The sequence below is a fragment of the Brevundimonas sp. UBA5866 genome, assembly GCF_002432125.1.
Taxonomy (GTDB): Bacteria; Pseudomonadota; Alphaproteobacteria; order Caulobacterales; family Caulobacteraceae; genus Brevundimonas.
Map to the genome: position 1 here is coordinate 872 of NZ_DJFS01000084.1, position 4,834 is coordinate 5,705.

Below are 4,834 nucleotides of genomic sequence, written 5' to 3' on the forward strand. Positions count from 1 at the left end.
CTGGCTGAGCGCCATCAGCTCCCTGCTTCAGTACACGCTGCTGCAAACCCAGACGCCGGAGGCGATGCTGGGCAGGATCAACGGCTTGTGGACGGCGCAGAACGTTACCGGGGATGCGATGGGTGCAGCCTTTCTAGGTGGGATGAGTGTGGCGATGACGCCCGCCGCCTCGGCCAGCGTTGGCGGAGCGGTGCTGGCGGTGACGGGCGCGGTGCTGATCCTGCTTCTCGGTGAGCTGCGGCGTTTCCACCACAGCCCACCCGTTGACGCTTAACTAAACAGCGTGGCGAAGCGCTTGAGCAGCAGGGTGGCGCTGTAGTAGTCGAGGCGAAACGTCTCGGTGCCAAGGGCATAGACGCGTTTGTTCTGCACCGCGCTGAGATGACTCAACAGCGGGTTGGCGTAGATGGCCTCGGCGTCTTTCTCGTTACCGGCGAAGAGGAAAAGCGCTTCGCCATTCAGTCCGGCGGCAAGGTTTTCCCCGCCCAGCTGGACGNNGCTGTGAGAGTAGCTGCCCCTGGGCCGAGTCAGCGGTCCATAGGTTGGCGCTGTGCGCCGCCGGGTTATACACCAGGGCGCTGACCGGCTGCGGCGTCAGGGTCATCTGCTGCTTCACCTTCGCCAGCTGCTGATTAAAATCGCTAATCCGGGCTTTGGCCTGCGGCTCCTGGCCGGTGATCTCCCCGAGCTGGGTGAGCAGCGTCTGCCAGCTCTTATCGTCGTAGTTAATGATCAGCGTCGGGGCAATGGCAGAGAGCTGATCGTAAAGTGCCAGCGCCGAGTCGCCTCCAGTAGCGCTGATGAGGATCAGATCCGGCATCTGGGCGGCGACCGCCTCTGCATTCGGCTCACCAATATAGAGCCGGGCAAGCTTGCGCTGCTTCGCGATCTCGCCCCACTGGCGCAGGAAGCCGTTCTCGTCGGCAACGCGGTTGTTCGGCGCGGTTGCGCCGCTGGCCACCACCGGGGCGTCAATCGCCAGCAGCGAGCCGGTGAGCGTGACGCTGGTTGAGACAATGCGCAGAGGTTTATGATCGAGGGTATGAACGCCCCGGCTGTCGGCGATCTGGCGCGGCCAGTCGGCGGCATGGGCTACAGAAAATCCTAAAACAAAAAGACTTAGGGTCAGCAGGGACTTAAGCGAAAGCGGGGGGAGTCTCACGGCGTGCATCCTGTTATTGTGCGGCTAATGCTTCTCATTTTCATCATTGCGCCGCCGGATGCAAGTTTTTAGCCGCACAAAACTGCGCTCGCTGAGGTTGACATCGCTCGGGATAACTCTTAGCTTACCGACCCAAATATAAATGATAATAATTCTTACTACCTTTATCGTTTTCGGAGAAGGATATGGATACGTCAATGGCGGAGGAGACTCAGCTTACCGTGAACACGCTGGCATCAGACCAATTTTTCTTTATGTCGCCGTACCGCAGCTTCAGCACATCGGGCTGCGTTATGCGCATCAGCGAAGGNNAACGGCGGGGACGATCTCAACGGCGCATTCCAGCAGCGGCTGGCTCAGGCGTTCAGCGAGGCCAAAAAGCAGGGGATCGCTAAGCCAATCGTGGTGGGAGCCATTCCGTTTGATACCACTCAGCCCTCCGCACTGTTTATCCCCCGTGCCTGGGAGCGTTTCTCCCGTACCGAGAAGCAGCACTCCGCACGCTACTTCCAGGGGAGAGAGGCCCTCAGCGTGGTCACCCGCAAGGCAATCCCGGAGCACCCGGTCTTTACCGATATGGTGGCCCGTGCCGCCGCGCTCACCGCCACGCCGCAGGTCGATAAGGTTGTGCTTTCCCGCCTGATCGATATCACCACTGACAAACGCGTAGACGGCGGGGCGCTGCTGGAGCGGCTGATCGCCCAGAACCCGGCCAGCTTTAACTTCCACGTGCCGCTGCCTGATGGCGGCGTGCTGCTGGGTGCCAGCCCGGAGCTGCTGCTGCGTAAAGAGGGGGCAATCTTTAGTTCCCTGCCGCTGGCCGGCTCCGCCCGTCGCCAGCCCGATGACATGCTGGATCGCGAGGCGGGCAACAAGCTGCTGGCCTCTGAGAAAGATCGCCACGAGCATGAACTGGTGACCCAGGCGATGAAAACCGTGCTCGCCCCGCGCAGCCGGGCCCTGACGCTGCCGGACTCACCGCAGCTGGTGAATACGCCTACCCTCTGGCATCTGGCGACACCTATCGAAGGGGTGGCGCAGGCGGAAGAGAATGCTCTGTCGCTGGCCTGTCTGCTGCACCCAACCCCGGCGCTGAGCGGCTTCCCGCACCAGGCGGCAAAAGATCTCATTGCCGAGCTGGAGCCGTTGAACCGCGACCTGTTCGGCGGCATCGTCGGCTGGTGCGACGCTGAAGGCAACGGCGAGTGGGTGGTTACCATCCGCTGCGCGCGTCTGCACGATAACCAGGTCCGCCTGTTTGCCGGGGCCGCGATCGTCCCAGCCTCGTCGCCGGAGGCCGAATGGCGCGAAACCGGCGTAAAACTCACCACCATGCTCAACGTATTTGGTTTGCATTAAGGAGCAATCATGACAATTCCTTTTACCCGCTGGCCCGATGAATTTGCCCGGCGCTATCGCGAGAAAGGCTACTGGCAGGATCTGCCCCTGAGCGATATGTTGACCCGCCACGCGCAGAGCGATGCGCTGGCGGTGATCGACGGCGAACGCGAGCTGAGCTATCGCCAGCTTAACCAGGCGGCGGATAACCTGGCCGCCTCACTGCAGGCAAAGGGGCTGCGAGCCGGGGAAACTGCACTGGTGCAGCTCGGCAACGTGGCGGAGTTCTACATCACGTTCTTTGCCCTGTTGAAAATCGGCGTTGCGCCGGTGAATGCCCTGTTTAGCCATCAGCGCAGCGAGCTAAATGCCTACGCGGCACAGATCAAACCGGCTCTGCTGGTGGCCGACCGCGATCATTCTCTGTTTAGCGACGATGGCTTTCTTAACGGCTTCGTCGAGGAGCATAACTCGCTGCGGGTGGTGCTGCTGCGTAACGAGCCCGGCGAGCATGCCCTTGAGGCGGCCATCGCCCGTCCGAGCGAGCGCGTCGTAAACGCGCCGACGCCTGCCGATGAGGTGGCGTTCTTCCAGCTCTCCGGCGGCAGTACCGGCACGCCGAAGCTGATCCCGCGCACCCATAATGACTACGCCTACAGCATTCGTCGCAGCAATGAGATCTGCCATTTCGATAACAGGACGCGCTACCTCTGCGCCCTGCCAGCGGCGCACAACTACCCGCTCAGCTCCCCCGGTGCGCTCGGCGTCTTCCTGGCCGAAGGCTGCGTGGTGCTGGCCGCCGATCCCAGCGCCACCCTCTGCTTCCCGCTGATTGAGAAGCACCGGATCAACGTGACCGCGCTGGTCCCCCCCGCCGTTAGCCTCTGGCTACAGGCGATCCACGAGTGGGGCAGCAACGCCCAGCTGGCCTCGCTCACGCTGCTGCAGGTCGGCGGGGCGCGGCTCTCCGCTACCCTCGCCGCGCGTATTCCAGCAGAGATAGGCTGCCAGCTTCAGCAGGTGTTCGGCATGGCGGAGGGGCTGGTGAACTATACCCGCCTCGATGACAGCCTTGAGCGCATCAACAATACCCAGGGCTGCCCGATGAGCCCGGATGACGAAGTGTGGGTGGCGGACGCCGACGGCAATCCGCTCCCGCGCGGCGAGGTGGGCCGCCTGATGACGCGCGGGCCGTACACCTTCCGCGGCTACTTCAATAGCCCGCAGCACAACGCCAGCGCCTTCGACGAGAACGGTTTTTGNNCCGGGGATCTGATCGCTATCGACGACGCGGGCTACATCACCGTCCAGGGGCGCGAGAAGGATCAGATCAATCGTGGGGGCGAGAAGATCGCCGCCGAAGAGGTCGAGAACCTGCTTCTGCGCCACCCGGCCATTATTCATGCCGCGCTGGTGAGCATGGAAGACAGCCTGCTCGGCGAGAAGAGCTGTGCGTATCTGGTGGTATCCCAGCCGGTGCGCGCCGTGGAGATCCGCCGCTTCCTGCGTGAGCAGGGCGTCGCCGAATTTAAACTGCCCGATCGCGTGGAGTGCGTGGACGCGCTGCCGTTAACGCCGGTCGGCAAGGTCGATAAGAGAGAGCTGCGCCTGCGGCTGGCCGAACGGTCACAGGCGTAACAAAGGAGAGAAGTATGGCAATCCCAAAATTAACCGGCTACGCGCTGCCTGCGGCCACCGAGATCCCGCAGAACAAAGTCAGCTGGGCCTTTGAGCCTGAGCGCGCCGCGCTGTTAATTCATGATATGCAGGACTATTTCATCAACTTCTGGGGCGAAAACTGCCCGATGATGGCCCAGGTGGTGGCGAACATCGCCGCTCTGCGCGCATTCTGCAAGCAGCACAACATTCCGGTCTACTACACCGCCCAGCCGAAAGAGCAGAGCGATGAAGATCGTGCCCTGCTGAACGACATGTGGGGGCCGGGATTGACCCGCAAGCCGGAGGAGCAGCAGGTGGTTGCCGCCCTGGCCCCGGACGAGGACGACACCGTGCTGGTGAAGTGGCGTTACAGCGCCTTCCACCGCTCGCCGCTGGAGCAGATGCTGAAAGAGAGCGGACGCAACCAGCTTCTGATAACCGGCGTCTATGCCCACATCGGCTGCATGACCACCGCCACCGACGCCTTTATGCGCGACATCAAGCCCTTTATGGTGGCCGACGCGCTGGCGGACTTTAGCCGCGACGAGCACCTGATGGCGCTCAACTACGTGGCCGGGCGTTCTGGACGGGTAGTGATGACCGAGGATCTGCTCCCGGTGCCGGTCAGCAAGGCGGCGCTGCGTGCCGTGGTGCTGCCCCTGCTCGACGAGTCCG

General features: G+C 62.6%; 3 protein-coding genes and 2 pseudogenes. 4 read left to right on the forward strand and 1 reads right to left on the reverse strand.

Annotation, left to right across the window (positions count from 1 at the left end; all coding sequences use genetic code 11):
* Window positions 1–274: pseudogene (locus B3H86_RS11340) on the forward strand (hypothetical protein); the annotation flags it as partial.
* A gap of 153 nt (window positions 275–427) precedes the next feature.
* On the opposite strand, the gene fepB reads toward B3H86_RS11340, so the two are convergent.
* Window positions 428–1,171 carry a Fe2+-enterobactin ABC transporter substrate-binding protein gene (gene fepB, locus B3H86_RS11345; protein WP_422653076.1) on the reverse strand — a complete coding sequence of 248 codons (744 nt, stop codon included), beginning with the start codon at window positions 1,169–1,171 and terminating at the stop codon, window positions 428–430.
* A gap of 315 nt (window positions 1,172–1,486) precedes the next feature.
* Here fepB and entC point away from each other — a divergent pair.
* The 3 genes and pseudogenes from entC to B3H86_RS11360 all read left to right on the forward strand — a co-directional run.
* Window positions 1,487–2,521 (forward strand): annotated as a pseudogene (gene entC, locus B3H86_RS11350) (isochorismate synthase EntC); the annotation flags it as partial.
* 9 nt (window positions 2,522–2,530) lie between these two features.
* A complete protein-coding gene (entE, locus tag B3H86_RS11355) occupies window positions 2,531–4,138 on the forward strand; it encodes a (2,3-dihydroxybenzoyl)adenylate synthase EntE (protein ID WP_292053977.1) in 1,608 nt (535 codons plus the stop codon).
* A gap of 14 nt (window positions 4,139–4,152) precedes the next feature.
* Window positions 4,153–4,834 (forward strand): isochorismatase family protein (locus tag B3H86_RS11360; RefSeq protein WP_292053978.1); only part of this gene is annotated, 682 nt, incomplete at its 3' end.